Origin of the sequence: Brachybacterium fresconis (genome assembly GCF_017876515.1) — a bacterium.
GTDB lineage: Bacteria > Actinomycetota > Actinomycetes > Actinomycetales > Dermabacteraceae > Brachybacterium > Brachybacterium fresconis.
In genome coordinates this window covers 2,056,030-2,080,595 of the sequence record NZ_JAGIOC010000001.1, presented here as the reverse complement: position 1 = coordinate 2,080,595, position 24,566 = coordinate 2,056,030, and the positions used below count along the sequence as shown (strand labels likewise).

At 71.3% G+C, this 24,566-nt stretch carries 21 protein-coding genes and 1 pseudogene; 13 read left to right on the top strand and 9 right to left on the bottom strand.

What is annotated here, in order from left to right; all coding sequences use genetic code 11:
* Positions 1–206 precede the first annotated feature (206 nt).
* The 3 genes from JOF44_RS09495 to JOF44_RS09485 all read left to right on the top strand — a co-directional run bounded on the left by JOF44_RS09495 (position 207) and on the right by JOF44_RS09485 (position 4,502).
* The gene (locus tag JOF44_RS09495; protein ID WP_209890221.1) at positions 207–1,316 is read left to right on the top strand and encodes an ROK family transcriptional regulator; all 1,110 of its coding nucleotides are present in this window, start codon (positions 207–209) and stop codon (positions 1,314–1,316) included.
* Positions 1,317–1,410: 94 nt separating this feature from the next.
* Positions 1,411–2,928, top strand: a complete 1,518-nt coding sequence (locus JOF44_RS09490) for a sugar porter family MFS transporter (protein ID WP_209890218.1) — start codon at positions 1,411–1,413, stop codon at positions 2,926–2,928.
* A gap of 29 nt (positions 2,929–2,957) precedes the next feature.
* Complete coding sequence (locus JOF44_RS09485; protein WP_209890215.1) at positions 2,958–4,502, top strand: sulfatase family protein; 1,545 nt, start codon at positions 2,958–2,960, stop codon at positions 4,500–4,502.
* 105 nt (positions 4,503–4,607) lie between these two features.
* Here the strand turns inward: JOF44_RS09485 and JOF44_RS09480 are convergent.
* A pseudogene (locus JOF44_RS09480) lies at positions 4,608–4,745 on the bottom strand (aldehyde dehydrogenase family protein); the annotation flags it as partial.
* A 94-nt stretch (positions 4,746–4,839) separates the two neighbouring features.
* On the opposite strand from JOF44_RS09480, the gene JOF44_RS09475 reads away from it, so the two are divergent.
* Positions 4,840–5,592 carry an alpha/beta hydrolase family protein gene (locus JOF44_RS09475; protein WP_209890212.1) on the top strand — a complete coding sequence of 251 codons (753 nt, stop codon included), beginning with the start codon at positions 4,840–4,842 and terminating at the stop codon, positions 5,590–5,592.
* Here the strand turns inward: JOF44_RS09475 and JOF44_RS09470 are convergent.
* From JOF44_RS09470 to JOF44_RS09460, 3 genes are read right to left on the bottom strand one after another with little or no spacing between them, the layout of a single operon-like run.
* Positions 5,564–6,442, bottom strand: a complete 879-nt coding sequence (locus JOF44_RS09470; protein ID WP_209890209.1) for a MerR family transcriptional regulator — start codon at positions 6,440–6,442, stop codon at positions 5,564–5,566. The two genes, JOF44_RS09475 and JOF44_RS09470, sit on opposite strands and share 29 nt — an antisense overlap.
* A gap of 14 nt (positions 6,443–6,456) precedes the next feature.
* Positions 6,457–7,227, bottom strand: coding sequence for an ABC transporter permease (locus tag JOF44_RS09465; protein WP_209890206.1), 771 nt, complete (start codon positions 7,225–7,227; stop codon positions 6,457–6,459).
* Positions 7,228–7,236: 9 nt separating this feature from the next.
* Positions 7,237–8,052, bottom strand: coding sequence for an ABC transporter ATP-binding protein (locus JOF44_RS09460; RefSeq protein WP_209890202.1), 816 nt, complete (start codon positions 8,050–8,052; stop codon positions 7,237–7,239).
* A 335-nt stretch (positions 8,053–8,387) separates the two neighbouring features.
* Here JOF44_RS09460 and JOF44_RS09455 point away from each other — a divergent pair, with 335 nt between their 5' ends.
* A complete protein-coding gene (locus JOF44_RS09455; RefSeq protein WP_209890191.1) occupies positions 8,388–9,563 on the top strand; it encodes an exonuclease SbcCD subunit D in 1,176 nt (391 codons plus the stop codon).
* Positions 9,560–12,799, top strand: coding sequence for an AAA family ATPase (locus JOF44_RS09450; protein WP_209890188.1), 3,240 nt, complete (start codon positions 9,560–9,562; stop codon positions 12,797–12,799). Before JOF44_RS09455 ends, JOF44_RS09450 begins: the two co-directional genes overlap by 4 nt.
* 195 nt (positions 12,800–12,994) lie before the next feature.
* Here JOF44_RS09450 and JOF44_RS09445 read toward each other — a convergent pair whose 3' ends face one another.
* Complete coding sequence (locus JOF44_RS09445) at positions 12,995–13,435, bottom strand: HEPN domain-containing protein (RefSeq protein WP_209890185.1); 441 nt, start codon at positions 13,433–13,435, stop codon at positions 12,995–12,997.
* Positions 13,428–14,234 (bottom strand): hypothetical protein, encoded by an 807-nt coding sequence (locus JOF44_RS09440; protein ID WP_209896282.1) that lies wholly within the window; start codon positions 14,232–14,234, stop codon positions 13,428–13,430. The genes JOF44_RS09445 and JOF44_RS09440 overlap by 8 nt, the downstream gene beginning before the upstream one ends.
* Here JOF44_RS09440 and JOF44_RS09435 point away from each other — a divergent pair.
* A complete protein-coding gene (locus JOF44_RS09435) occupies positions 14,179–15,156 on the top strand; it encodes a beta-ketoacyl-ACP synthase III (RefSeq protein ID WP_209890182.1) in 978 nt (325 codons plus the stop codon). The two genes, JOF44_RS09440 and JOF44_RS09435, sit on opposite strands and share 56 nt — an antisense overlap.
* 118 nt (positions 15,157–15,274) lie before the next feature.
* Here the strand turns inward: JOF44_RS09435 and JOF44_RS09430 are convergent, their stop codons facing one another.
* Both JOF44_RS09430 and JOF44_RS09425 read right to left on the bottom strand, forming a co-directional pair.
* Positions 15,275–15,709 (bottom strand): hypothetical protein, encoded by a 435-nt coding sequence (locus JOF44_RS09430; protein WP_209890179.1) that lies wholly within the window; start codon positions 15,707–15,709, stop codon positions 15,275–15,277.
* A gap of 8 nt (positions 15,710–15,717) precedes the next feature.
* Positions 15,718–16,386, bottom strand: coding sequence for a VanZ family protein (locus JOF44_RS09425; RefSeq protein WP_209890176.1), 669 nt, complete (start codon positions 16,384–16,386; stop codon positions 15,718–15,720).
* A 322-nt stretch (positions 16,387–16,708) separates the two neighbouring features.
* Here JOF44_RS09425 and JOF44_RS09420 point away from each other — a divergent pair, with 322 nt between their 5' ends.
* The gene (locus JOF44_RS09420) at positions 16,709–17,866 is read left to right on the top strand and encodes a VanZ family protein (RefSeq protein WP_209890173.1); all 1,158 of its coding nucleotides are present in this window, start codon (positions 16,709–16,711) and stop codon (positions 17,864–17,866) included.
* On the opposite strand, the gene JOF44_RS09415 is transcribed toward JOF44_RS09420, so the two are convergent.
* Positions 17,805–18,296 carry an Lrp/AsnC family transcriptional regulator gene (locus JOF44_RS09415; protein ID WP_209890170.1) on the bottom strand — a complete coding sequence of 164 codons (492 nt, stop codon included), beginning with the start codon at positions 18,294–18,296 and terminating at the stop codon, positions 17,805–17,807. The genes JOF44_RS09420 and JOF44_RS09415 overlap by 62 nt on opposite strands.
* A gap of 73 nt (positions 18,297–18,369) precedes the next feature.
* On the opposite strand from JOF44_RS09415, the gene JOF44_RS09410 reads away from it, so the two are divergent.
* From JOF44_RS09410 to JOF44_RS09390, 5 genes are all read left to right on the top strand, one after another.
* On the top strand, positions 18,370–19,398 hold the full coding sequence (locus JOF44_RS09410; protein WP_281067088.1) for an AzlC family ABC transporter permease: 1,029 nt from the start codon (positions 18,370–18,372) through the stop codon (positions 19,396–19,398).
* On the top strand, positions 19,391–19,717 hold the full coding sequence (locus JOF44_RS09405; RefSeq protein ID WP_209890167.1) for a branched-chain amino acid transporter permease: 327 nt from the start codon (positions 19,391–19,393) through the stop codon (positions 19,715–19,717). The genes JOF44_RS09410 and JOF44_RS09405 overlap by 8 nt, the downstream gene beginning before the upstream one ends.
* 175 nt (positions 19,718–19,892) lie before the next feature.
* Positions 19,893–20,402, top strand: a complete 510-nt coding sequence (locus JOF44_RS09400) for a DUF456 domain-containing protein (protein ID WP_209890164.1) — start codon at positions 19,893–19,895, stop codon at positions 20,400–20,402.
* Positions 20,399–22,684, top strand: coding sequence for an ABC transporter ATP-binding protein (locus JOF44_RS09395; protein WP_209890161.1), 2,286 nt, complete (start codon positions 20,399–20,401; stop codon positions 22,682–22,684). The genes JOF44_RS09400 and JOF44_RS09395 overlap by 4 nt, the downstream gene beginning before the upstream one ends.
* Positions 22,681–24,561 carry an ABC transporter ATP-binding protein gene (locus JOF44_RS09390; protein ID WP_209890158.1) on the top strand — a complete coding sequence of 627 codons (1,881 nt, stop codon included), beginning with the start codon at positions 22,681–22,683 and terminating at the stop codon, positions 24,559–24,561. The genes JOF44_RS09395 and JOF44_RS09390 overlap by 4 nt, the downstream gene beginning before the upstream one ends.
* The last annotated feature ends 5 nt before the right edge of the window (positions 24,562–24,566 follow it).

Below are 24,566 nucleotides of genomic sequence, written 5' to 3'. Positions count from 1 at the left end.
AGGCGCTGTCGCCGGCACACGGAGAGCAGTCGTCGGCGGCGCCGCCGGAGACGCCCTGCGAGCGGTGATGCGGCCGCGGGTCTGCCGAGCCATCAGCACTCGGAGCCGCGGTGCGAGGGCGGCCATCAGATGTGAGGTGAGCGACATTCGGGCGCTAATTCTGCACCTGACGCCCGGAAGAAATCGCTCCCTCTACCGTGGTCGCCATGTCCACGACGGGGTCGCATCAGGTTCCCGCCTCTGCGCGCGAGAGGGAGGTCATCGAGGCCTTCCACGCAGGCGGGGTGCTGACCCGCGCCCGGATCGCCGAGACGACGGGGCTGGGGCGTTCCACCGTCTCCGCCGTCCTGACCCGCCTGACGGACGAGGGCGCGATCGTGGTGGTCGGGCACGACGAGCAGGACGGTCGCGGTCGCCCCACCGAGCGCCTCGCCGTCGATCCCGACGCCGTGCGCGCGATCGGCATCGACCTCGCCCACGGCGCGGTCCGCGTGGTCACCCTGAACATCCTCGGCGAGACGCTCGGGCAGGAGGAGCGCGCCCACGAGGACGACCTCGGCGTCGGCCCCCGGCACCGGATCGTGCACGAGCTGCTCGACGGGCTCGAGCTCCCGCAGCGCACCCCCGCCCTGCGCGGCATCGGCCTGGGCGTCTCCGGCCCGGTCTCCCTCACCCGTCCGGAGCGCGCCCCCTGGCACGCCCTGGTCGGCGACCTCACCGCGCGTCACGGCGTTCCCGTCCAGGTGGACAACACCACCCGCTTCGCCGCGTTCGCGGAGCACCTTGCGGGCACCGAGGACGGACGCACGACCTTGCACGTGCGCTGCTATCAGGGCGTCGGCGGTGCAGTCGTCCGTGAGGGCGCTCTCGACCTCGGCGCGACGGGCATGTCGGGGGAGGTGGGCCACCTCCCGGTCGAGGACCCCGGCATGACCTGTCGCTGCGGACGATCCGGGTGCCTGGAGACGGTCGCCTCCACCCCTGCCGTGCTCGCCGCCCTCCGGACCCACGGGATCGTGCTGCGTTCCCCGTCCGAGCTGCCCGGGGCGATCGCCGCCCACCCGACGGCGCTGCGACCGGTCCTCGACCGTGTGGCGCGCTCGATCGCGCGCGCCCTCGTCCTCACGACCACGCTGGTGGACCCCGACGAGGTCATCCTCACCGGAGATCTCTTCGACACCGACGATCGTCTGCTCGAGGCCGTCCGTCCCCTCGTCGCCGAGGGAGTGGGGGAGAGATTCCCGTTGGTGCCGCTGATCCGGGGCCGCCTCGACGCGTTCGCCGGCGCCGCCGGCGCCGCCCTCTTCGTGCTCTGACCGCGAGGCGGCACCGCGCGGGCCTGACTCCCGCGCCCGACCGTGTCGGGCAGACGCCCCGACGCCCCTGTCGACCAGGAAAGGACCTGATCGCATGACCCGCCCGACCCCTGCTTCCACCGTCTCTTCACCCACGGCGGCGAGGCCCGCCGTCCCGCGCGCCGCGCGCCGCCGCGCACTGGGCGCCGCGCTGGCCGCGTCGATATCCGGTCTCATGTTCGGCTGGGACGCGATGGCGCTCAACGTCGTCAAGAATGCCTTGGCCTTCCACACCGGCGCGAGCACCGGCCTGCTCGGCTTCGCCGTGGCCTTCGGCGTCCTCAGCGCCGTGCTCGGGGCATTCGTCGCGGGACGCCTCTCCGACCGGGTCGGGCGCCGGGTGATCATGGTGATCGCAGCGATCCTGTTCATCGTCTCCTCCGTCGGCACCGCATTCGTCGGCGGCTCGCTGGCGATGTTCCTGTTCTGGCGCCTCTTCTCCGGGATGGCGATGGGCGCGGCGATGACCATCGCCCCCGCCTACGTCTCCGAGACCTCGCCCGCTTCGATGCGCGGCATGCTCGTCTCCCTGCGCCAGTTCATGCTGATCATCGGGCTGTTCGTCTGCGGTCTGCTGGGAGACGCGATGCTCGGCGCCGCCCCGGCCCCCGACGGCGACGCGCCGCTGTCGACCTCCCACCTGGGGATCCTGGGCCTCGACCTCGAGGTGTGGCAGTGGGCCTTCCTCTCGGTGGCCATCGGTGGCGCGATCTACCTGATCGCCTCGCTCATGACGCCCGAGTCGCCGCGCTTCCTCATCGCCCGTGGCCGGCTCGACGAGGCCCGGGCGGTGCTCGTGCGCACCGTGGGCGAGCAGGGCGTCGATCAGCGCGTCGAGGAGATCGGCCGCTCGCTGGGGGAACACGGCGGCGGCGGATTCCGCTCCCTCCTCACCCCGAGCGGATCGAACCTGCAGCGCATCGTCTGGGTCGGCATCGGCCTGGCCGCCCTGCAGCAGCTGGTCGGGATCAACGCGATCTTCTACTACGCGACCACGATCTTCTCCACCATCGGATTCGACGAGCAGGACGCTCTCCAGCAGACCCTCGTCCTGACGGCCGTGAAGATCGCGGCGATCATCGTCGGGATGCTGCTGGTGGACCGGGTCGGGCGGCGCCCGCTGCTGCTGTGGGGCTCGATCGCGATGTTCACCGCCCTCGTGGTCACGGCGATCGTGATGCTCACCGCCCCGCAGGTCGCCCAGGACGGCGGCGGTCTCGCCCCTGACCTCGCCTCGAACCCGATCCGCGGTGTGCTCGCCCTGGTGGCGCTGTGCCTGTACGTGTTCGCCTATGCGGGCACCTGGGGACCGATCATGTGGGTGCTGATCGGTGAGATGTTCCCCAACCGTCTCCGCGGTGCCGCGACCTCCGTCGCCGGCGGCGTGGAGTGGGCCTCGAACTTCGCCGTCACCCTGACCTTCCCGGTGCTCGCAGCCTGGTCCATCGGCGCCACCTACGCCCTCTACGCCGCCGTCGCCCTCGTCTCGATCGTGTTCGTGCTGAAGTTCGTCCCCGAGACCAAGAACCTCGAGCTGGAGCAGATGGACCAGCTCGCCACCTCCCGCTCCTGACCCGCCGCCCCGACCGGAAAGGCCATCGCATGTCCTCCACCCCCTCCGCACCCGTCGCCAGGGGCTCCGCCGCCTCCGATCCGCAGGGTCGCCGCAGCATCCTCATGCTCATGACCGACCAGCATCGGGTCGACACCATGGGCTGCTACGGCAACACGATCTGCCGCACCCCGACGCTCGACGCCCTGGCCGCGAGCGGGACCCGCTTCGACAACTGGTTCACGCCGACGGCGATCTGCACCCCGGCCCGCGCGTCCCTCTTCACCGGTGCCGCCCCGTTCCGCCACAAGCTGCTGGCCAACCATGAACGCAACGTCGGTTACATCGAGGACCTCCCCGAGGACCAGTGGACGGTGCCCGAGGCGCTGCGCGAGCACGGCTACGAGTGCGGACTCGTGGGCAAGTGGCACGTGGGGGAGGAGCGGACCGCCGCCGACTTCGGCTTCGAGGCGGAGCACTACCCGGGCTGGCACAACCCGGTCGACCATCCCGACTACCTCGCCTGGCTCGAGGAGCACGGCCATCCGCCCTACGAGATCAGCGACCGCATCCGCGGCACGTTCCCCAACGGGGAGGTCTCCAATCTGCTGGCAGCACGACTGCACCAGCCGATGGAGGCGACCTTCGAGCACTACCTCGCCGACCGCACCATCGAGATGCTCACCCGCTACGCCGAGGGCGCCCGCACCGGCGAGACCCCCTTCTTCGTGGTCTCGAGCTTCTCCGGCCCGCACCTGCCCTACGTGGTCCCCGACGAGTACTTCGACCTGTACGACCCGGCGGACGTGGAGCTGCCGCGCTCCATCGCCGAGGACTTCGCCGACAAGCCCCCGGTGCAGGAGAACTACTCCCGGCACTGGGCCTTCGACACCCTCACCGAGGAGCAGTCGCGCAAGCTCATCGCCGTGTACTGGGGCTATGTGACCATGATCGATCACGAGTTCGGGCGCATCCTGACCGCCCTGGAGGAGCTGGGCCTGGCCGACACCACCGCCGTCGCCTTCAGCTCCGACCACGGAGAGTTCACCGGCTCCCACCGGCTGCACGACAAGGGACCGGCGATGTACGACGACATCTACCGCACCGGCGGGCTGCTGCGGGTGCCCGGGTGCCCGCCCCAGGTGCGGGAGGAGCTGGTGACGCTGCTGGACCTGCCGGCGACGTTCCTCGATCTCGCGGGCCTCGACACCTCTCCCGCGGTGGACTCACGCTCCCTGCTGCCGATCGTGCGCGGCGAGCAGGTGGAATGGGACGACCACGTGCTGTGCGAGTTCCACGGTCACCACTTCCCGATCGCCCAGCGAATGCTGCGCGGTCGCCGCTACAAGCTGGTCGTGAACCCGGAGTCCCGCAACGAGTTCTACGACCTGGCGACCGATCCCGACGAGCTCACCAACCGCTACGACGATCCGGAGCTCGAGGGGCCGCGCTCGGAGATGCTCGCCGACCTCTACCGACGCCTGCGGGCACGCGGCGACAACTTCTATCACTGGATGAGCTCGATGTACCAGGTGGGGCACCTCGACCACGATCCGACCATGTCGGGCCTGGACGAGGCGACCTACCAGGGGTAGCGGGCGACGGCGGTGGGGTCGGCGGCCGCGGCGACCGGTGGGAGCCAGGAGCACGCGGATGCTGCTGCAGCGTCTGCCGGCCCGCTCCCTCCCGGCCCCGCCGGCTCAGAACGGCGACGGGGTGAGGGTGTACTTCGACTGCAGGTACTCGTGAATGCCCTCGGCCCCGCCCTCGCGGCCCAGGCCGGACATCTTCCAGCCGCCGAAGGGGGCGGCCGCATTGGAGACGACGCCGATGTTCAGGACGGGCCTCTTCCTGAGGCGATGCTACGGTGCAGGAATTCTCGGACCCTCGCGGTGCTGCGAGGGCGGACGGACACAGGAGAGGTGCTGTGCGATGACCGATGATGTCCGATTCCCGAGCTCGCGGGGACCCGAGCTCGCGGGCGTGCTGGACGCGCCCGAGGCGAGCACCCGCGGGTGGGGAGTGCTGGTGCACGGATTCACCCTGGGCAAGGACTCCCCGGCAGCGTTCCGGATCGCCCGCGGACTGGCGGAGCAGGGCATCGGGATGCTCCGCTACGACTGCCTCGGGCTCGGGGAGTCGGACGGGGAGTGGGGCGACGGGTCCTTCACGGTGAAGGTGGACGACACGGTGCGCGCGGCGGAGTTCCTCGCCGAGCGCGGTACCGCCCCGGCCCTCCTGATCGGCCACTCCTGGGGCGGAGCCGCGGCGATCGTCGCCGCTCAGCGGATCCCGAGCGTCAAGGCCGTGGTGACGATCGGCGCTCCTGCGGAGCCGGCCGAGGTCGAGCGCCACTACGACTCGGTGGTGGGCCGCGTGATGGAGGAGGGGACCGCGCCGTGGCTGATCGGTGGGCGCGAGATGACGCTGAAACGGGACTTCGTCGAGGACGTGCGTCGTGCCGAGCTGATCGCCCAGGTGCGCACGCTGGGGCGGCCGCTGCTGGTCATGCACTCCCCGACCGACGCCACGGTCGGCATCGACAATGCGAGCGAGATCTTCCGCGCCGCCGTGCACCCCCGCAGCTTCGTCGCCCTCGAAGGCTCCGATCACTTCCTCACCGCGGACGGGCAGGCCGACCGCGCCGCCCGGATCATCAGCGCCTGGGCGGATCAGTACCTGTAGTGATGCCGGCGCGGGGCTCGGAGGAGCTCGCCACCGCCGGGGTGACAGCCGGGGACGAGAGCGTACGGGCGTTGTCCCGAGTGTGGTTGTCGGCGGCCGCTCGTTCGAAGCGAGTGAGCCCTTTCCAGCCTCGTCCCTGGAGGAGGGCGAGCAGCCGTTCAGCGGCGGGAGAGGTCTGGGCCGCAGCCGCGTCCAGGAGGGCGCCCACGTGGTCGTCGAGTCCGTCATCACCCGCGGTACCGGCTTCTGCCGCTTGGGTGGCGATGCGCTCGAGCACATCGGCGACCTCGACCACCCGTGGGTCGTCGGCGGCCCAGTCGAGTACTCCGCTGACGAGGTCGTACAGCCACAGGACGTCCGGATCCCCCAAGTCTTCGTGCTTCTTGGCGATGACGGCGTCGATCTGGTCGGGGACCTGGGCGGCAACCACGATCCAGGCGTCGCGTTCCTTCTCGAGGTACCTCTCGTCGACGCCGAGGTCGCGCAATCGCTCGAGATAGCCCACCACGCTCGCAGGGAGGGCCAGCTGCTCGCCGGCGGCGAGTCCGGCGAGTCGCCGACGCGTTTCCTGCAGCTGTCGCACTTCGGAGAGCAATCGATCGTCGATCTGCGTCACGTGTTCCGCGAAAGACGTCGGGTCGGCCTCGAGGAGGCTCTCCACGTGGGCCAGGGGCACTCCGGCACTGGCGAGAATGTGTATCCGGATCAGCTGCACGACGGCGGCGGCGTCATAGCTGCGGTATCCGGACCGGTCACGCTCGGGCTCGGGCAGCAGGTCGATCTTGTGATAGTGGCGCACAGCGGCCACCGTCACTCCGGCGTATGCGGCGAGCTGGCTGATCGTGAGCATGTCCCTACCCTGCATCAGGTGATCGTGCGGCGATAGATGACGATCGCGGTGAGGTAGGCGCCGACCAGGATGCCGACGCACCAGGCCAGGGCGACCCAGATGTCGTCGCCGACAGGCTGCTGGGCGAACAGGTCACGGAGCGTGTTGACGATCGGGGTCACGGGCTGGTGCTCGGCGAACCAGCGCACCGGCCCGGGCATGGACTCGGTCGGCACGAACGCGGAGCTGATGAACGGCAGGAAGATCAGCGGATAGGAGAACACGGTCGCGCCCTCGATCGAGCTCGCCGACAGGCCGGCGATCACGGCGACCCAGGTCAGAGCCAGGACGAACACGGCCAGAATACCGGCGACGGCGAGCCAGTCGAGCAGGCTCGCCCCGGTCCGAAACCCCATCAGGAGGGCGACGCCCACCACGATCGCGACCGAGATGACGTTCGCCACCAGCGAGGTCAGCACGTGCGCCCACAGCGCGGACGAGCGGGAGATGGGCATGGAATGGAACCGGTCGAAGATCCCGGACCTCAGATCGGTGAACAGGCGATACCCCGTGTAGGAGATACCCATCGCCACGGTGATCAGCAGGATGCCGGGCAGCATGTAGTCGATGTATGCGCGGCCTGTCTCGGATCCGGTCTCGATCGCGCCGCCGAGGACGTAGACGAACAACAGCATGATCGCGATCGGCATGAACGCCGTCGTGATGATCGTGTCCGGGCTGCGGGTGATGTGCTTCAGAGACCGCCCGGTGAGGGTCGCGGTGTCGACGACGAAGTGCGTTGTCATGATCGCCTTCTACTTCTTTCCTGGTTCCGCGGCGGGAGCGCCGCTGGTGTCCTCTGGGCCGCGGTCGCCGACGAGCGTGAGGAAGATGTCCTCCAGCGATGGCTGCTTCTCGACGTACTCGACCGTCGCCGGCGGGAGCAGCCGTGTGAGCTCATCGAGGGATCCGGCCACGATGATCCGGCCCTGGTGGAGGATCGCGATGCGGTCGGCGAGCTCCTCGGCTTCGTCGAGGTACTGCGTGGTCAGCAGAACCGTCGTCCCGCTCGCGGCGAGCTTCTCGATGGCCCTCCACACCTCGATGCGCCGCTCCGGGTCCAAACCGGTGGTCGGTTCGTCCAGGAACACGATGGGCGGATCCCCGATGAGGCTCATCGCGATGTCCAGCCGTCGGCGCATCCCACCTGAGTAGGTCGCGGCCCTTCTGTCTCCCGCCTCGGTCAGCACGAACCGTTCGAGCAGGTCATCGGCGACGGCTCCGGGGCTCTCCAGGTGTCGGAGACGTGCGACGAGGACCAGGTTCTCCCGCCCGGTGAGGATCTCGTCCACGGCGGCGAACTGCCCCGTGAGGCTGATCGACTCCCGCACCTGCGCCGGTTCGGTCGCGAGGTCGAAGCCGTTGATGCTCGCCTCGCCCGCGTCGGGCGTCAGCAGCGTGGACAGAATGCGCACGGCCGTGGTCTTGCCCGCCCCGTTGGAGCCGAGCAGGGCGAAGATGCTCCCGCGCTCGACCTCGAAGTCCACCCCACGCAGCACGGAAATCTTCCCGTACGCCTTCTCTAACCCCTGCACCCGGATCGCCGGCGCACCGGTCGTCGATGCCGTCATGACCTCGCGCCCTCGGTCCCTGCGTTGGCGGAGCATCTCGCCGGTAGAGCGTCCTCGGACGCTACAGGATCAGCTTCGAGGACCTTCTCGATGATTTCCGACACCATCGGTCTCCTTCTTCCACGGTGCGTCCCGCCCTCTGCGGGACGCTGCGGTATCAGGGTGCAGGGTTGATGCGGGATCAAGGTCAACCCTGATATCGCACGGCGCCGAACAGCGCTCCGGGAGGTCTCAGGTCCCACGGGTGTGATCTCAGCGCGTCGGACGCACCCCGCGTCCGCCGCCGAGCGGTGAGCATGCACCGACTGTCGGCCCCCGCTCGTAGGCTCGGACCCATGAGAATCCTGCACACCTCGGACTGGCACCTGGGGCGCACCCTGCACAAGGTCGACCTGCACGAGCACCAGGCCGCCTTCCTCGACTGGCTGGTCGACCTGGTGCGGGAGAAGAAGGTCGACGTCGTCGTCATCCCCGGCGACGTCTACGACCGCGCCGTGCCCGCCGTGACGAGCGTGACGCTGCTGGACGACGCCCTCGCCCGCCTGGCGGACACCGGGGCCACCGTGGTGCTGACCTCCGGCAACCACGACTCCCCGGAGCGGCTCGGCTTCGGTCGCGCGCTCATGCGCGCCGGGATCCACCTGCTCACCGACGTGCCGGGCATCGAGCATCCCGTCAGCGTCGAGGACGAGCACGGAGAGGTGCTGTTCTTCGGCCTGCCCTACCTCGAGCCGGACCGGGCCCGCACCGAGCTCGCCGCCGACGGGGCCGAGCCGCTGGCCCGCAGCCACGAGGCCGTCACCCGCGCCGCCCTGGACCGCGTGCACGAGCGGGCCGCCGCGCACCCGGGGGCGCGCACCGTCGTCCTCGCCCACACCTTCGTCACCGGGGGCCAGGCCAGCGACTCCGAGCGCGACCTGTCCGTCGGCGGCGTCGACTCGGTGCCCGCCGGCGTGCTCGGCGGCATCGACTACCTGGCGCTGGGCCACCTCCACGGCTGCCAGGACCTCACCGCCACCGTCGGCGCCCCCGCCTGGTACTGCGGCTCGCCGCTGGCCTTCTCCTTCTCCGAGCGCCGGCACCGCAAGTCCGTGCTGCTGGTCGACCTCGGCGCCCGCGACGAGGACGGCACCGCCGCCGTGAGCGTCGAGCGGATCGAGACGCCCAGACCGCGGCGCCTGACCGAGCTGCGCGGCACGCTCGAGGAGATCCTCGCGCAGCAGGACGCGCACGGGGCCGACTGGCTCAAGGCCGTCATCACCGACACCGCCCGGCCCGCCCACCTGCAGGAGCAGCTGCGCGAGGCCTACCCGCACCTGCTGGTCACCGAGTACGAGCCGGAGGGCCGCACCGCCTCGGAGCACTCCCCGGTGGTGCGCCGCGAGCAGAACCCGCTGCAGGTGATGGACGAGTTCCTCGCCGCCACCACCGGCGCCGACCCCACCGCCGGCGAACATCAGGTCCTCGAGCGCGCCTACACGCAGGCGCGCGGCCGGCGGGAGGCCTCATGAGGCTCCACCACCTGCGCCTGACCGGCATCGGCCCCTTCGCCGACACCGTCGACATCGACCTCGCCGCCCTCGGCGCCAGCGGCATGTTCCTCCTCGAAGGGCCGACGGGATCGGGCAAGTCCACGATCCTCGACGCGATCGTCTACGCCCTGTACGGCCAGGTCGCCGGCAGCGTCACCAGCGGAGACCGCATCCGCTCCCAGTTCGCCGCCCCCACTGAACCCAGCGTCGTCGACCTCGTCTTCGAGACCGGCTCCGGCATCTACCGCGTGCGCAGGCAACCGGAGTTCCAGCGCGCCAAGAAGCGCGGCAGCGGCACCACGAAGGAGCAGGCCAAGGCCGTGCTGTGGCGGATCGGCTCCCCGCAGCTGATCCCCGCCGTCATCGCGGACACCGCCGGCGGCGGGGCCGACGTCCAGGCGCTCGCCACCCGCATCGACGAGGTGGGCCGGGAGATCCAGCGCGCCGTGGGACTGACCCGCGAGCAGTTCACCCAGACCGTCCTGCTGCCCCAGAACGAGTTCGCCCGCTTCCTGCGCGCCGGCACCGGGGAGCGCCAGCAGGTGCTCCAGCGCGTGTTCGGCACCGAGATCTACGCCGACGTCGAGAAGCAGCTCGAGGAGATGCGCAAGGCCGCCAAACGGCAGGTCGATGCCGCGACGGAGACCCTCGGACGGGCGCTGGCCCGCTACCTCGAAGCGACCGGCGTCGACGAGGAGCATGCCGCCGCCCTGCAGGAGGCTGCCGCCGCGCTGCGCCTCGAGCCGCTCGCCGCCCTCGCCGATGAGCACCTCGAGACCGCCACCGCCCGCGCGCAGGAGGCGCACGGCCACGCCGAGACCGCGGCCACCGCCGAACAGACTGCCCGCACCGCCGCCGACGCGGCGGAGACGGCCCGGAAGCGCATCGACCGCCGCCGCGAGCTCGACACGCTCGCCGCCCGGCTTCAGACCGAGCGCCCCGCGATCGACAGCGCCCGCACCGCCCTGCGTCGTGACGAGGCCGCCCGACCGGTCGTCGCGCTGCTGCAGCGCCGGGACAAGGCCTCGACCCAGGAGGGCGAGGCCATCGAGCAGCTCGCCCAGCAGGCGAGCACCACGGGCGAGAAGCATCCCGACCTCGTCGACCTGCTCGGGCCCGCTGCACATGCCGGTCCCGCCGTCGATGCCGCGCCCGACCAGGACGGCTCGACCGGCGCGGACACCGCTCTGTTCCCGGCCGACGACGCCGCTTCGCGGCCGGCCGGCGGTGCCGTGCGGCACCCGGCCGAGGACGCCGATCAGCAGCTGGCCGAGGCAGCGGACGAGGCGACCTCGGCCGCGGGCGCGCTCGCCGACCTCGTCGCTCTCGAGACCGCACTGCCGACCCGGAGGAAGGATCTCGCGGAACGCCGCGAGGCCCTGACCGCATCGGTCACGGCCCTCGAGGCGCTCATCCAGCAGGCTGCGGCCCGTCCCGCGGAGCGCGAGCAGCTCGTCGCCGACCGCGAGCAGAAGCGCACCGCCGCGGCCGCGCTCGGGGACGCCCGCCTCGCCCAGCGCACCGCCGAGGAACAGCGCCGCGCCGCCACCGCGGCCGTCGCCCAGCAGAAGGCCGTCGACACCGCGAAGGACAAGGCCACGCACGCCCTGGCCACCGCCAAGGACCTCGCCGCGGCCGAGGCCGAGCTGCGCCGCCGCCGCTTCGCCGGCATCGCGGCCGAACTGGCCGCGGACCTCACCGACGGTGAGGCCTGCCCCGTCTGCGGCGCACGAGAGCATCCCGATCGCGCCGATCCGTCCGAGGACGCCGTCAGCCCCGAGCAGGTCGAGGAGGCCGAACAGCGTCGCAAGGCGGCCGAGGCCGAGCAGGCCGGCACCGAGCAGACCCATGCCCTCGCCGCCCAGGAGCTCACCCGCCTGCAGGACGCCGCCGGGGAGCTCACCGCGGAGGCCGCCGAGCACGCCGTCACCACGGCGACGCAGAACGTCCGCACCGCCCGCGATGCGGAGGCGAAGGCCGCCGAACTGGACGCGACGATCACGCGCCACGACGAGGAGAGCGCGCGACTGACCCGGCGCCGTGAGCAGGACGCCCTGGCCGTCGAACGCGAACGCACCGCCCTCACCGGGCTCGAGAAGACCCTCGAGACCGACCACGCCAAGGTCACCGAGGCCCGCGGGGAGCACGAGTCCCTCGCCGCCCGCCGCCGCGGCCACCTCGCCACCGCCCGCGCCGCGACCGCCCTGCGCGAGGCGCTGCGCCGACGGACCGAGGCCGAACAGCGCGCCGCCGATCTCGCCACCGAGGCGGAGCAGGCCCTGGCCACCGCGGATCTCGCTCCGGATACGCAGGCCCGTGCGACGGGCGAGGACGACCTCGCCGCCGACGAGCAGGCCCGCGCCGCCGTGCTCGAGGAGGACGAGCGGCGCCGCCTCGCCCGCCTGGTCGAGACCCGCGCGGTGGAGGAGTCCCGCCTGTCCGACGGCCTCGCCGAGGAGGGGATCGCCGGGACGACCGCGAGCGACGAGGCCCGCGAGCAGGCTGATGCCGCGCGCACCGCGGCGACCGAGAAGCTCACCGCTGCCCGGGCCGCCGCCCGCGAGGCCGCCGGTCTCGCGGCCCGCCTGGGCGCCGTCGCCGAGCGCGGGACGGAGGCCCGCACGGCACTCGCCACCGCGTCAGCCCAGGTCGAGACGGTCAGCGCGGAGGCCGGGGTGGTGGTGCGCGTGGCGGACCTCGCCACCGGCCGCTCCGCCGACGGGGACCGCGTCCAGCTGTCCACCTATGTGCTGATGTGGCGGCTGGACGCCGTGGTGCAGGCCGCGAACGCGCGCCTGGCCCTGTTCTCCGGCTCCGACCTCGAGCTGCTGCGCGACACCGGCAAGCGCGGTGCCCGCAAGACCGGCCTCGACCTGCTGGTCATGGACCGTCGCACCGATCAGGTGCGCGTGCCCGAGACCCTCTCCGGTGGGGAGACCTTCTTCGTCTCCCTCGCCCTCGCGCTCGGCCTGGCCGACATCGTCACCGGCGAGGCCGGGGGAGTGCGGATGGAGACCCTGTTCATCGACGAGGGATTCGGCTCCCTGGACCCCGAGACCCTCGAGACGGTGGTGCGGGAGATCGGACGCCTCGCCGAGCACGGCCGCACCATCGGCATCGTCAGCCACGTCGGGGACATGAAGGCGCAGATCGCCGAGCAGATCCATGTGCGCCGCGGCGCCGACGACCGGTCGCGGGTGACCATCACGGCCTGAGAGCGGGGACTCGCGGAGGTCGAGCACGCGGATCGCGGGGCGACGGAAGCGACCCGCCGGGTGGGAGATACCGGGGCATGATTCCGTGCACGAGGACACGATCGGCAGCGCAATTCACCGTCCGCGGCCTCCACCCTCTCTGGGGAGATCGCGATTGACGTATCTCAGGCCCTCCGTCCGCACCGGAGTGGGCGCTCATGTTTCGTGATACACATGCCCCGCGCAGGCTTCGACAATCGCAGAAGCCGCCATGATCGCCTCGGCGACGTCTTGCTGCGTCGCCGTCGGGCGGCCGACATCGGGATACTCCGTCGCATTTCGCACCTGGCGCATCCAATCGAACTCGTGCAGCGATCCATCGTCGACGAACACCGCGGCCGCCATTCCGGCATTGCGGTGCGCTCCACCTACCGGGCGAACTCGCAGTCCCTCGACCGCGAGGACTGCGGCGAGAGCCTTCCGCGCACCGTCGTACGCGGCAGTGAACGCCATCACGTGATCGTCAGTTCTCGCGAGCACCATCGCCGTTCGGACATGACGCTCGGCCATGTCGATCACGCTCACAGCATGAGCCCGGTTCACGGTGACCTTTTCCAGCCGGCGGTTCGCGAGCATGTCCGCGATCACGTCACCCATCGATGTCGCCCGTCATCACATCGACCGTCGGGCGCGATCGGACCGTTGCGACGAAAGGCGAGGCGTCCTCGGCCTCCCAGTCTTCGACCGGAAGCCTCGTCACGTTCACCGGTATATCGAGGCGCCCGCTGGCCTCGGAAGCGATGTTCGTCAGAGTCCGCCGCAAGGGGGTGCCCACGACGAGAACGTCGATGTCGTTCGGGAACGCGCCGCTCTCCCCCGCCCGACGGGCGGCCCACGACCCATAGATCAAAAGCCTCTCGACGCCGTCCACATCTTCGAAGAGCTCACGGAGCACCGGGATCGGCCCGTACGTCGCGCCGACCAGATCACGCATGAGCGCGAACAGCGGGTGCTCGGAGTTGGCACGCACGAGACGGTTGCGTCCCTCCTGACGATCGCGGAGAACGTCGCTGTCTACGAGCCGACCGACTTCACGGTGCACCACCGGACCGCTGACGCCGGCACGTCGGCCGAGCTCGGCAAGGGTCACCTCTCGGTCGGGGTGCCCGAGTGTCTCAGCAAGGATCGCCCCGACCGCATCGGAGCGCACGAAGGGTGTCAGCTGCGGAGGAGTAGTCTTCACGGAACCAGACGATATCTTCCGGATATGGGAAAGGTAAAGAGGGGCACGTACACGCGCGCCGACGACCGCTCGCGGGTGACCATCACGGCCTGAGACCGACCGCGCGCCCCATGCGCGATCATGGGAGAGGCCCGGCAGTCCAGCGGGCCGTCCCTCGATGCACCTCCCGGGAGGCTCCCTCGTGAATCCCACCTCGTCCGGCTCCGCGATCATCGGCGTCGGTCATCACCGACCCGAGCGGGTCCTCACCAACCACGATCTCGAGAAGATGGTCGAGACCAGCGACGACTGGATCCGTCGGCGTACCGGCATCCAGGAGCGCCGCATCGCGGACCAGACCGGGACGGTCGCCGAGATGGCGACCCATGCCGCTCGGGCCGCCCTCGCGGACGCGCAGATCGATCCGGCCGAGGTCTCCCAGGTGATCGTCGCGACGTGCTCCGATGATGAGAGGTCCCCGAGCGCGGCCGGGCGGGTCGCCCACGCGCTCGGCCTCTCCGGGCCGCCGGCGTTCGACATCGGTGCCGCCTGCTCCGGTTTCGGCCACGCCCTGGCCGTCGGCGACCAGGGGATCCGAGCCGGCGCCTCGACCACCACCCTGGTGATCGGAGCGGAGAAACTCTCCGCCGTCACCGACTTCACCGATCGCACCACCTGCGTGCTCACCGCGGACGGCGCGGGCGCGGTCGTCCTGCGGGCGGCCGCCGAGCCCGGGGTCTTCCCCGTCGTCTGGGGCACCGTCCCGGACCTGGTCGATGCCGTGACCATCAGCCCGCCCCACGGATTCTTCGCCCAGAACGGCCGACAGGTGCTCGGCTGGGCGCTGCGGGAGGCCCCCGGCATCGCCCAGCAGGTCGTGGAGGCGGCGGGCCGGACGATGGAGGACATCGACGTGTTCATCCCGCATCAGGCGAACCTGCGCATGATCGAGCCGCTCGCCGAATCGCTCGGACTGCGCGAAGACGCCGTCGTGGCCGATGACGTCATCACCTCCGGGAACACCTCGGCGGCCACGATCCCGCTGGCGATCTCCCGGATGCGGGAGGCCGGGCGGATCCCGTCCGGCGCCACGGCGCTGCTGCTCGGCTTCGGGGGCGGTTTCTCCTATGCGGGGCAGGTCGTGCGGTTGCCCTGACCGACACGGCAGACAGGATCCACCAGCACTTGGCCGACCGCGCGTCGCCCCGGCACCCGGCCCGCCGCGGGCCCCGGCACCCGGCCAGCTCCCGGCACCTGCCTGTCGCGCCCCGCGCTCAGCGGGCGAGTTCGGCGATGTCCTTCGGCATGTCCTTGCTGCCTGGCGTCTTCGCCCAGGTCCCGTCCTCGCCGCGGCGTACGCTCGCGTTGCCGTGATCGGTCGAGAGCACCCACAGCACGTCGGCATCCTGCTCCCACACGACCCCGGGGACGTCCCGGTTCGCGTGGCCGCGGTCGTCGGACCACACCTCGGTGCCGTCGGCCGTGCGGATCGTCGGATGCAGCTCGACCCCGTCGGCCACCAGCGCCGCGGAGAAGTCGCCGGACGGGGAGGCCACAGGACGCTCCTGCGTCGCCAGGCGCTCGTCGGCCTCGCGAGAGGCGCATGAGGTGAGGGCCCCGGCCGCGAGGGCCCCCGCCGCCAGGAACAGGGCCCGTCGACTCGTGCGCGGTCCCGCCGCCGAACTCGCCCGCATCCGTGTCCTCGCCATGACTCCCCTCAATGCCGCGCATCCCGATCGGAGTCGTCCTGCTGCGGACGATCCCGTCGGCCATCATCGTCCAGCGGCCGTTCGTGGACGAACAGCGGCACGCGAAGCCTGGTCAGCACAGGGGCGAAGAACGCCCCCAGCAGCGCGCCGAGGGAGTTGGCGAACACGTCGTCGATGTCGGCGATCCGCACCCCGCAGGGGTACAGCCCCCACGCGCCGGTGTACTGGGTGGCCTCGATGAGCACCGACAGCATCACCCCGATCGCCAGCGAGTTCGTGACCTCCAGACGGAACACGCCGCGCAGCACCGCTCCCAGCGGCATGAACAGCACGACGTTCGCCGCCAGCTGCAGCACGGGCCAGCTGACCAGCAGGCCCGGCAGCGAGGTCCCATCGGCGTGGACCTCGAGGAGCTGCAGCAGGGTGTTGAAGGGGTAGGGCCGCAGCTCGCCTCCGGCCCGGTTGCTGCAGGTCTCGGCGATCTCGTAGGCGGGAGCGACGGTCAGCCCGGCCATAGTCATCGTGTAGATGCAGATGACCGCAACGCCGACCAGTCGCAGCGGCCGCACCCGCCCGAAGCGGTGCCGCTGCAGCAGCACGGAGGGGGCCAGGATGATCGCGAAGACCCCGAGGCCCCCGACCACCCCGACCACACCCAGACGCAGGAACTCGTTCACGCAGGAAACGCTACGGGCCGTTGCTGACCGGGGCCAGAGGCGGCGAAGGGACCGCGCAGGACGTCCACCGGGCTGTCACATCACCGCCGTCGGCCCTCCACCTCACGGGGGGCGAGACCGCCGTGCATGTGGGGGAGGGCACTGTCGCTGCCCGCGACGTCACCCCTGAGGACCGGCAGTCCCAGCCGGGCGACGTCGAGACCGTCCTGCGTCTGCGAGGACACCGCCCGAGCCCGCTCGGGGGTCGGTTCCGCCGACGGTATGACGCCGATCGGACCTCGGGTGGATCCGCCCCGTGCATCGGCCGCGACAGACTGCAGCCATGATCGAGACGTGGACCTGGCAGATCCCCTTCGCCCTGGTCGGCGGCACCCTCAGCTTCCTGGCCGTGCTGGTCCCTGCCATGGTCATCCAGTACTACGCCTACGGACGGCTCAGTCCGACCCGACTGCTGGGCACGGCGGCCCTGTCCGTCTACGGCGTCGCGCTGGTGGCGTACACGCTGCTGCCGCTGCCGGATCCGGCCGTGTGCGACGGCGGCGCCGGCCGGGCCCTCCAGGCGGTGCCGGGCGCGGTGATCGCCGACATCGCCCGGATCGCCGGGGAGAACGGCCTGTCCTCCACGTTCACGATCGCGACGCTCGCCCAGCCGCTGCTGAACATCGCGCTGTTCATTCCGCTTGGCGTGCTGGTGCGGGTGATGACCGGCCGCGGCATCCCCACCGCGCTCCTGGCCGCGCTGGCGGCCTCGCTGCTGATAGAGACCACGCAGTACACGGGCCTGTGGGGGATCTACGGGTGCAGCTACCGGGTCGCCGACGTCGACGACCTGGTGACCAACGCCCTCGGCGCCCTGGTCGGCGCGCTGCTCGCCCCGGTCGTGGCCGGGTGGATCCCGCGTCCGGCCGCCCTGGCCGCCCTCCCGCCGCAGCCGGTCACACGGATCCGCCGCCTGCTCGGCGCGGCGATCGATGCCGCGCTGATCTCCGTGATGCCCGCGATGCTGACCATGATCACCGTCCTCGCCGTGGCGCTGACGTGGATCCTCGCCACGGGGGAGCGGGAGCTGCCGACGTTCGTCGCCCCCGGTGCGGAGCTGCTGCGACCGATGGCTCTGGGGCTGGCGGCGCTGCTGACGGTGGTGCTGCCGGCGCTGCACGGCAGCGGGGCCTCGCCCGGCCAGCGGTGGGTCGGCATCCGGCCCGCGTGGAACGGACGACGAGGCAGCCGCGGACAGCGCCTGCTGCGGGCCCTGCCGGTGGCCGGCGTGTACGCGATCGCGCCGGGTCTCGCCGACGTCCTCTCCGGAGCACACGTGCCGCTGGCGCCCTCGCTGCTGAGCGCTGCGGCCGCCGCGGTGACGGTGGGGACCGTGGCCGTGGTGCTGCTGGTCGACCGGCGCGGACTGTCCGGCCTGATCAGCGGCGCCGAGATGGTGGATCGGAGGACGCACGTGCACGAGCCGGCAGCTGACTCTTGAGCACCTTCATCGCGAAGCGCGAGGAGATCTTGGCGACCCCGGCGATCGTGATGATCTGCTCGGTGAGGAAGTGCTCGTAGGCCTCGAGGTCGCTCACGGCCACCCGCACGAAGTAGTCGGGGGCGCCGAACAGCCGGTACAGCTCGACGACCTCCTCGAAGGCAGCGACCGTCGTCTCGAAGTGCTCGACGGTGCCGCGGTCGTAGGCGGTCAGCTCGACATCCAGGATCACCTCGAAGGCCTGATGCAGCGCGGCGGGGTCCACCTGGGCGGAGTAGCCGAGGATCACCCCGTCGGCCTCCAGGCGCTGCACCCGACGCAGGCACGGGCCCGGCGTGAGGTGCACCTTCTCGGCCAGGGCGACGTTCGACAGGCGTCCATCCGCGCGCAGGTGATCAATGATTGCGCGATCGATGTCATCAAGGCTCATATGTTGCATCGTAGCCGCCCGTACCCCGCCATCTCGCAACCCAGTGCACCCGGCACCCTGGAATGATTGCAGCATGACGGATCTGAGCCTCGCGAGTCGCCCCGGAGTCGCCGCCTACCTGTGCCCGGCGGACGCTCCGGAGGTCGACGAGGTGCCCGGCGTCGGTGCGACGGATGCCGCGGCGGGCGACGTGATTCCCGGCGTCGGCGCGACGGACGCCGTGGGGGTCGGCGTGATGCCCGGTGTCGGTGCGACGGACCCCGCGTCGGTTGACCTGGCGTCCGGAGTCGACGGCGCCCCGGGCGCCCCGACGCGGCGCCAGGAGATCGCCACCGGCATCCGCCTCTCCTTCGCGGCGGGCCTGGGCATGTTCCCCATCGGCATCGCGTTCGGGCTGCTCGTGGTCCAGACCGGTCTGCCGTGGTGGGTCGCCCCAGGACTGTCGATCTTCTTGTTCTCCGGTTCCGTGGAGCTGCTGCTGGTGGGCCTGATGGCGGTCGGGACGCCGCTGGCGACCATCGCCCTGACCGCGGTGCTGGTGAACTTCCGGCACGTCTTCTACGCCTTCTCCTTCCCGCTGCGGGTGGTGCGCCATCCGCTGGCGCGGCTCTACTCGGTCTATGCCCTGATCGACGAGGCCTACGCCGTCGCGGCCGCCCGCCCCGGCACCTGGAGCGGGGCGCGCCTGGTTGCGATACAGCTGGCCTTCCAGAGCTACTGGGTGGGAGGCGGTCTCGTCGGCGTCGCCATCGCCTCGGTGCTTCCCACCCGGATCGAGGGCCTCGAGTTCGCGCTGTGCGCCCTGTTCATCACCCTCACCCTCGATGCCTGCCGGTCCCGCCGCGAGGTCCCCTCCCTGGTGCTGGCCGGTTTGTCGCTCGGCCTCGCCCTGGTGCTGGTCCCGGACTCGGCGCTGTTCGTCGGCCTGATCGGGTTCGTGGCCCTGCTCGTGCTCCGCTGCCTGCTCACCGCGCGGACGGCGCCGGCCCCTGCCGGGGACAGCGCGGCCGGAGACAGCGCGGCCGGAGACAGCACGGCCGGAGACGGCAGTACTGCAGAGAGCAATCCCGCAGACAGCACCGCCGGAGGCGGCAATGCCTGAGCCCTCGTACTTCCTGGCCGTGATGGTCATCGGACTGGGCATCACCTTCGCGCTGCGTGCCGTGCCCTTCGTGATCCTCGGCCCCCTGCGGGACTCCCGGTTCGTCGGCATGATGGCCGTGTGGATGCCGGTGGGGATCCTCGCGATCCTCACCGTCTCGACCCTGCGCACCTCGATCGACGCCGAGCCCGACCGGATCGTTCCCGCGGTCGCGGCGACCGCCGTGACGATCGCGGCCCATCTGCTGGGCGGCCGCCGCACCCTGGTCAGCGTGGGCCTGGGCACTCTCACCTTCGTCGCTCTGGTGAATCTGATCTGATCCCCGGGAGCAGGCGGCTCCCCATCACAACTCCTTGAGCGCTTCACCGCGCGTCGGTGGGCCCCGATAGGATGGACGAGGCCCTGCCCCGGGCTGTCGCCGTCGTTCTGCGCCGTCGTCGTGAACGATCACGCGATGCGGCGCCGCCATCATCCCTGCTTTTCCCGGAGGACCCGTGGACTCCCTCACCGTCCAGATCATCGTGACCGTGCTGGTCGGTCTGGCGTACATCGTCGGCCTCGTCGGGATCATCGTGCCCGTGCTGCCCGGCACCATCACCCTGGTCATCGCCACGCTGATCTGGGCGATCATCATCGGCGGCTGGACCTCCTGGGTGGCGTTCGGGATCATCCTGGTCCTCGGCGCGATCGGCATGACCACGAGCTACGTCCTCACCGGGCGCACCCTGCACCGCGCCGAGGTGCCGATGTGGCCGATCTACGTCGGGATCGCCAGCGGCATCGTCGGGATCTTCGTCATTCCGTTCCTGGGCCTGCCGATCGGGTTCGTCATCGGGCTGTACATCGCCGAGGCGCTGCGGCAGAAGGACTGGAGGAAGGGCATGAGCTCCGCCTGGATCGCCATGAAGGCGCTGGGCCTGGGAATCCTGATCGAGTTCTCCCTGGCCATGCTGTCCACGATCGTGTTCGCGGTCGCCGTCGTCGCCCACTTCGTCACGGCATGACCGCCCCGGACCCGCGCCCCGGCAGCCCCCGCACCGACGCGACCACCGCCGCCGACGGGACCAACGCCGCCGACGGGACCACCGCCGCCGGCGCGACCACCGCCGCCGCCCGGACCGGAGCGACCACCGCCACCACGACGGCCGACCCGTCGGCCCCCAGCACACCGTCCCCGTCCCCGTCGGCCGCCCCCGAGCGCCCCCTCTCCAACCTGGACCGCCAGCATCCCGCGGTGCTGATTCCCGGCCTGAAGCGCCTGCTCAGAGGCGCTGCCGAGCAGAAGGTCTGGTTCATCCTGGCGGTGGTCGGCGCCACGGGCTTCGCGCTGCTGCAGATCGCGACCTCCTCGATCATCGGCCGCGTCACCGAGGACGTCATCGTGCCCTCCTTCGCCAGCGGCACCCCGGAGCTGGGCCTGGTCCTCGCCGGCGGCCTGGCCATCCTCGGCATCGCCGTGGCCCGCGCCGTCAGCGTGATGGCCCGCCGCGTGTTCGCCGCCGCCGCCCAGTTCGAGCTGTTCGGCCTGTATCGCGAACGCCTCGCCGCGGTGTACGCCAAGGTGCCGCTGCTGTGGCACCGCCGCCAGTCCACCGGCACGCTGCTGAGCTCGGTCTACGCCGACGTCGAGGCCACCTTCTTCGCGATGGCGCCGTTCCCCTTCGCGCTGTCCACGATCGTGATGCTGGTGTACGCCACGGTGGTCGTGGCCCGCATCGATCCGGTGATCCTGTTGGTCATGCTCGCGCTGATCGTGCTGCTGATCATCCTCAACGTGCTGCTGCAGCGGTTCGCGACCCCGATCGCCGTGCGCTCCCAGCAGCTGCGCGCCGAGGTCGCCGAGATCGCCCACGAGTCCTTCGACGGCGCCAACGTCGTCAAGTCCCTGGGCCGCGAGGACGTCGAGGAGAAGCGGTTCGACCGCGCGGCCGACGACCTGCGCGAGGCCGGCATCCGCTTCGGCTACGTGCGCGGCTGGTTCGACCCGCTGATCGACGCCCTGCCCAACCTCGGCATCCTCGCCGTCGCGGTGCTCGGTGCCTGGCGCATCGGCGACGGGCACCTGACCACCGGGCAGCTGGTCGAGGTGTCCTACCTGTTCACCCTGATGGCGCTGCCGATCCGCTCCTTCGGCTGGGTGCTCGGTGACCTCTCCCGCACCGTGGTCGGCGGCGGCCGCGTCCAGCAGATCCTCGACGTCACCGAAGAGCGCACCTACGGTCCCGACCCGCTGCCCGAGGGACCGGGCGTGCTCACCCTGGACGAGGTCACCTTCGTCTACCGCGACGACCCCGCCCAGGTCATCCTCGGCCAGGGCACGGGCGCTGGGGACCACGTGCGCACCTCCGAGTCGCTGAGCGAGGTCAGCCTGCGCGCCGACCCCACGGCCGGCACCCGCGTGCTCGCCGTCGTCGGCGCCACCGGCTCCGGGAAGTCCACGCTCGCCCTGCTCACGGCCGGACTCGTCCATCCCGCCTCCGGCGCCGTGCGCCTGGACGGCGCGGACCTGCGGTCTCTCACGGCCGACGCGCTGACCGCCGACGTCGCCCTGGTGCTGCAGCAGGCCTTCGTGTTCGACGAGACGGTGCGCTGGAACGTCACCCTCGGCGACGACATCGACGAGGAGACGGTGCGCTGGGCGCTGCGCATCGCCCAGGCCGAGGCTTTCGTCGACGCCCTGCCCGAGGGACTGGACACCGAGCTGGGCGAGCGCGGCGGCTCCCTCTCCGGCGGGCAGCGTCAGCGCATCGCCCTGGCCCGGGCGCTGGCCCGTCGGCCCCGGCTGCTGATCCTCGACGACGCCACCAGCGCCTGCGACCCCAGCGTGGAGCTGGCGATCCTCGACGGGATCCGCCGCGAGATGACCTCCTCGACGCTGCTGCTGATCGCTTACCGCAAATCCACCATCTCCCTGGCCGACCAGGTCGTCTTCCTCGACCACGGTCGCGTCGCCGGCGCCGGCACTCACGAGGAGCTGCGCGGACGCCATGAGGGCTACCGCTCGCTGGTCGACGCCTACGACGAGGCCGCGATCAGCCACAACCTGCTGGAGTCCTCGGGCCCGCCACCCAGCGACGGCCCCGATCCGTCGGTCGCCGTACCGGCCGAACGCGCTCGCACCGTCGCCGACGCCGTCGAGCGCCACGGCACCAGCCGCTTCCGCCACGAGGACGACACCGCCGCGGCCGAGGGGTGCGAGGACGGCTGGGCCGAGGATGATCGGCCCCACGACCGCGCCGACCACCGCCGCGACCGCGCCGACCACGACCGGGAGGAGGACCGATGACCGCCGCCGCCACCCGCGACTCCTCGCGCCTGGGCAGCGAGACCACCACCGACGAATCGGCCCTGCACACCGTCCGCCGCGGGCTCGCGCTGACCCCCGATGCCCTGCGAGGTCTATGGATCACGATCCTGCTCGCCGTCATCGCCACCGCCGGCAAGGTCGTGGTGCCGATCGCCGTGCAGGCCATCCTCGACCGCGGCATCATCGCCCCGGAGAGGCCGGACGTCGCCTTCGTCGCCGGTGCCGCAGGCCTGGCCGCGTTCGTCCTGCTCGCCACCGCGGTGTGCAACATCGTCATGAACCGGCGACTGTTCCGCCTGGCCGAGACGTCGCTGGCCACCCTGCGCAAGCGCGCCTTCCGCCACATCCACGACCTGTCCCTGCTCACCCAGGGCACCGAACAGCGCGGCGCCCTCGTATCCCGTGTGACCAGCGACGTCGACACCGTCAGCCAGTTCATGAGCTTCGGCGGCATCATGCTGGTGGTGATGAGCATGCAGCTCGTCCTCGCCACCGCCGTGATGGTCTTCTACTCCTGGCCGCTGGCGGTCGTCGTGTGGATCTGCTACTTGCCGATCCTGCTGATCATGGGCACGCTGCAGCGTCGGATCCGGGTGCGCTTCCAGCAGGTGCGCGCCGAGGTGGGCCGCATGCTCGGCGCCGTCTCGGAGGCCCTGGTCGGCTCCGCCACCGTGCGCGCCTACGGCATCGAGTCCCGCACCCGTCGCACCCAGACCGACCGCGTCCGCGACGTGCGCAACGCCCAGTTCTCCGTGCTGAAACCACAGTCGGTCTCCTTCTTCCTCTCGGAGACGGCCGACGGTCTGGCCACCGCCGTCGTGGTCGTGATGGGAATCCTGCTGGGCACCCGAACGCTGGGGATCTCCCTGCCCGGGGCGGACCTCACCGCCGGCGGCGTGATCGCCTTCGTCTTCCTGGTCTCCCTGTTCAGCCAGCCCGTGCGGATGGGCATCGAGATGCTGATGCAGGCCCAGAACGCGGTGGCGGGCTGGCGCCGCGTGCTCGGCGTGCTCGACACCCCGGCCGACGTCGCCGATCCCGGCGGCGCCCTCGACCCCCGGACCGGGATCCGCTCGGCGCCCGTACCCGGTGCGCGAGCGCTGCCGGACGGTCTGCTGGACATCGAGATCCGCGATCTGCGCTACTCCTACCCGACCGGGCCCGAGGTCTTGCACGGCATCAGCGTCGACCTTCCCGCGCGCAGTCGCATCGCGATCGTGGGGGAGACCGGCAGCGGCAAGACCACCTTCGCCAAGCTGCTGACCCGCATGATGGACCCCGCCGGCGGCGAGGTGCTCATCGGCGGGATCCCGCTGCACCTGATCCCGTACTCGTCCCTGCGCTCGCGGGTGATCATGGTGCCGCAGGAAGGCTTCCTCTTCGACACCTCCGTCGCCGGCAACCTCGTCTACGGCAAGCCGGACGCGACGACCGCAGACATGCGTCGGGCACTGGACGAGCTGGGGCTCGGCACCTGGGCCGACGAGCTGCCCGAGGGTCTGGACACCCCTGTCGGCCAGCGCGGCGAGTCGCTCAGCGCGGGGGAGCGGCAGCTGGTCGCGCTGGCCCGCGCCTACCTCGCCGACCCTGATGTGATCGTGCTCGACGAGGCCACCAGCGCCGTGGACCCCGCGGCCGACGTGCGGCTCCAACAGGCCATCGACGGCCTCGCCCGCGGCCGCACCACCATCACCATCGCCCACCGGCTCTCCACCGCCGAGCGCGCGGACCGCATCATGGTGCTCGACCACGGCGACCTGGTCGAGCACGGCACCCACGACGAGCTGGTCGAGCTCGACGGCGGCATCTACGCGGGGCTGCACCGGTCCTGGGTAGCCCATCGGGCCTCGCGGTGAACCCC

Excerpts from the sequence above, each read along its gene's own strand:
- JOF44_RS09495 (WP_209890221.1), top strand. The coding sequence starts at position 207 with ATGTCCACGACGGGGTCGCATCAGGTTCCCGCCTCTGCGCGCGAGAGG.
- JOF44_RS09490 (WP_209890218.1), top strand. The coding sequence starts at position 1,411 with ATGACCCGCCCGACCCCTGCTTCCACCGTCTCTTCACCCACGGCGGCG.
- JOF44_RS09485 (WP_209890215.1), top strand. The coding sequence starts at position 2,958 with ATGTCCTCCACCCCCTCCGCACCCGTCGCCAGGGGCTCCGCCGCCTCC.
- JOF44_RS09475 (WP_209890212.1), top strand. The coding sequence starts at position 4,840 with ATGACCGATGATGTCCGATTCCCGAGCTCGCGGGGACCCGAGCTCGCG.
- JOF44_RS09470 (WP_209890209.1), bottom strand. The coding sequence starts at position 6,442 with ATGCTCACGATCAGCCAGCTCGCCGCATACGCCGGAGTGACGGTGGCC.
- JOF44_RS09465 (WP_209890206.1), bottom strand. The coding sequence starts at position 7,227 with ATGACAACGCACTTCGTCGTCGACACCGCGACCCTCACCGGGCGGTCT.
- JOF44_RS09460 (WP_209890202.1), bottom strand. The coding sequence starts at position 8,052 with ATGACGGCATCGACGACCGGTGCGCCGGCGATCCGGGTGCAGGGGTTA.
- JOF44_RS09455 (WP_209890191.1), top strand. The coding sequence starts at position 8,388 with ATGAGAATCCTGCACACCTCGGACTGGCACCTGGGGCGCACCCTGCAC.
- JOF44_RS09450 (WP_209890188.1), top strand. The coding sequence starts at position 9,560 with ATGAGGCTCCACCACCTGCGCCTGACCGGCATCGGCCCCTTCGCCGAC.
- JOF44_RS09445 (WP_209890185.1), bottom strand. The coding sequence starts at position 13,435 with ATGGGTGACGTGATCGCGGACATGCTCGCGAACCGCCGGCTGGAAAAG.
- JOF44_RS09435 (WP_209890182.1), top strand. The coding sequence starts at position 14,179 with ATGCACCTCCCGGGAGGCTCCCTCGTGAATCCCACCTCGTCCGGCTCC.
- JOF44_RS09440 (WP_209896282.1), bottom strand. The coding sequence starts at position 14,234 with ATGATCGCGGAGCCGGACGAGGTGGGATTCACGAGGGAGCCTCCCGGG.
- JOF44_RS09430 (WP_209890179.1), bottom strand. The coding sequence starts at position 15,709 with ATGGCGAGGACACGGATGCGGGCGAGTTCGGCGGCGGGACCGCGCACG.
- JOF44_RS09420 (WP_209890173.1), top strand. The coding sequence starts at position 16,709 with ATGATCGAGACGTGGACCTGGCAGATCCCCTTCGCCCTGGTCGGCGGC.
- JOF44_RS09415 (WP_209890170.1), bottom strand. The coding sequence starts at position 18,296 with ATGAGCCTTGATGACATCGATCGCGCAATCATTGATCACCTGCGCGCG.
- JOF44_RS09410 (WP_281067088.1), top strand. The coding sequence starts at position 18,370 with ATGACGGATCTGAGCCTCGCGAGTCGCCCCGGAGTCGCCGCCTACCTG.
- JOF44_RS09405 (WP_209890167.1), top strand. The coding sequence starts at position 19,391 with ATGCCTGAGCCCTCGTACTTCCTGGCCGTGATGGTCATCGGACTGGGC.
- JOF44_RS09395 (WP_209890161.1), top strand. The coding sequence starts at position 20,399 with ATGACCGCCCCGGACCCGCGCCCCGGCAGCCCCCGCACCGACGCGACC.
- JOF44_RS09390 (WP_209890158.1), top strand. The coding sequence starts at position 22,681 with ATGACCGCCGCCGCCACCCGCGACTCCTCGCGCCTGGGCAGCGAGACC.